Source organism: Blautia sp. ZXY-1-C6 (assembly GCF_056339875.1).
This window is the reverse complement of sequence record NZ_JBWJVQ010000036.1, coordinates 1-2,604: the sequence shown is the minus strand read 5'-3', so window position 1 is coordinate 2,604 and position 2,604 is coordinate 1. Positions and strand designations below refer to the sequence as shown.

2 protein-coding genes are annotated in these 2,604 nt (G+C 42.1%); both read right to left on the bottom strand.

Annotation, left to right across the window (positions count from 1 at the left end; genetic code table 11):
* The coding region (acsD, locus tag AC075J_RS01665; RefSeq protein WP_476389893.1) for an acetyl-CoA decarbonylase/synthase complex subunit delta at positions 1 to 922 on the bottom strand (922 nt) is incomplete at its 3' end.
* A gap of 76 nt (positions 923 to 998) precedes the next feature.
* A partial coding sequence (acsB, locus tag AC075J_RS01660; RefSeq protein ID WP_476389892.1) for an acetyl-CoA decarbonylase/synthase complex subunit alpha/beta occupies positions 999 to 2,604 on the bottom strand: 1,606 nt, incomplete at its 5' end.

The window sequence follows — 2,604 nt, the reverse complement described above, 5'->3', positions numbered from 1 at the left end:
TGGAAATAGCTGCAACAGCTTCCGGATGTCTTAAGATGACTGCATCAGATCCGGCTGCAAGGTCAGCAGCAGCTGTCATAACTTCCATATCGATTCCACGCTCTTCTTCCGGTCCCCATTCAGGCATATCTTTCTCAGAAGCTGTTGCTTCTTTTACGCCCCATGTTTCAGCGGATACCGGTGTAATGATAGGCATCTGCAGCATGTTATCATTCTGAGATAAAGCTGCACCTTTAATACGGTCCATAGTGGATACAACATATTCATATCCATATCCGGCAGCAGCACTACCGATATTCATAACAATTTTCTGTGCATTAACGCCTAACTGAGTAGTTACAACGTTAAGCTGTTTAGCAAGGTTGATATCTACGGCAGATTCTGCACCTACGATCTGATCGTAAGCAAGTCCTGCTGCAGCACCGATTGCTTTGTAGTTTTCTTCTTTTTCTGAAAGAATCAGTACGTTTCTTCCCTGAAGAGCTTCTGCTACCTTAGGAAGGAGTTCTGCGTCTTTCTCTACATTCTTGCATCCTTCAACTACTAATGGTGCATCAATTGCATCTGCAACTTCTTTAACAACTGCGATAAGTTCATCAACAGATTTGTTTACACCGTTCGGATCTCCACCCTCAAGGATCAGAGCTACAAAGTCAGCACCTTCCATAGCTGCTGCTTTTTTAGCCATTTCTCCGATTGTGGATGCTCCGTCATAGTATGCTTTGATACCTTCGGATACAATATTCTCAAGACCCATATCAGAGATTTCAACACCGATCTTAGGTGCGTTTTCTGATGGTGCATCAAAAGAATAAAATGGATAAGTAGAGTCTCCGCCGATTGTTACAGTCTTATCTCCGCTACCAATTGTGACTGTATTAATCTTTGCATTAAATTTCTGAAGTTTCTGATTAAACGGCATTTCTATTTGGCCTCCTTAAAAAAATTACTATGTACTTGCCTCTACGCAGACAAATCACATCATCTCATATAGTATACTACATCATCGGGTCCATTGACAAGGCTGGATGATTATGTTCTGTTAAAAATGCAACAAGCTCTTCTGGATCTGTTGTATTTGTCTCGTCACCAATCATATCAGTAAAGTTGTCAATACCATACAGTTCCTTTGCTGTCTTATTCAAACGCTCCGCAACTGTCTCTTTTAATTCCTTAGGCATCCATACGATACGTTCAATACCGCCTTCTGCCTTCATGAATTTCTTGGATGAAATAAAGTGTTTACCATGTCCCATGAATCCTGGTGTCTGAACACCGCCACCAGTCATAGATGCCATCTCTGAGAATGTCATTCCGAGAGGTGTCATTCCTGCATATTCACGGTTGGCGATTACTACACCATTAGAAAACGGCTCAATACCACAGATACACTCAAAGCATCCACAGGAAGTCATAGGATCCTGCATAATGGAATAAAGTGTAACGTGTTCGAGAGCTCCCTGTGAGAATTTTTGTACAGCTTCATCAACATCCTCATAAGAACCAAGGTTCTCATCAATTGGTCTTTCCTTTGTAATAATCTGACAAGGTCCGTTTGGATCCAGTTCATTTGTTGCTTTTGCATCCAGCCATGAAACGGCTCCGCAAAGTCCAAGTCTCTCTGGTGTAACAACACATACATGAGACGGTGAAAAAGCCTGACAAAGGATACAGCTGTAATATACGTCTACAGTTTCATCTGTAAGATTTTCAAGACGTGCATCACGTTTATCGAATACAGGGATTGCTACCTCATGACGGATTCTTGTACACTCAGCCGGATCAGTATAAACGGTTACCTGACATTTATCAACTACAGCTTCAAACTCATTTTTTACCTGTGTATACAGAACTTCACCGATATGTCTGATACGGAATCCTGCATTGTAAGCTTCCTTACCGATACGGATCCTCTGCATATCTCTCTGTCCTGTATGATAAACTCCCTCAATACAGTTAATGTAATTGTGGAATTTACGCTCAATTACAGGTTCAAAATCAGGCTGCATTCTCTTTCCCGCTACTTCTACCACGTAAGCGATCGGATTCTTGCTTCCCAATTCCATTTCATCTACATCTGGTCCTACAACTGTAATCTTGTGGTCCTCTACCTCATCCATGCTTCTTGTCTGCACAAGTTCTGCACAATCCACACGGGAACCGTCGAACTCAACCTGCATATCTTTACGACGGATAATCTCGCCTTCGAATGCAGACGCAAACGCAACAGGAATATCAATATTGGTAATTTTGATCTTAATATTTCTGGCTTCCAGAGAAACCTTATTAAAATCAGCAACATTCGGGCATGCGATCAGCGCACCCGGAACTTCTGTAATGTTTTCATCTTCATTGGAAATCACAGGGAATCCAAGTTTGATTGCTCCTGCACCAGCAGCCAGAATCACATCATCAATCGGTTTAAACGCATTGACAAATGCCGGTACTCTCTCTGATGTATACTTGATCAGAGCGGCTGCATCTCCAGGAGTAACGTTTCCGAAGATCAGAGCTGCACGAAGTGCCACGGATACTACATGGATTACAGAAGTAATATCTTTTCCAAGTGGTACGATTCGAACATTATAGCCCATTTTCAATCCA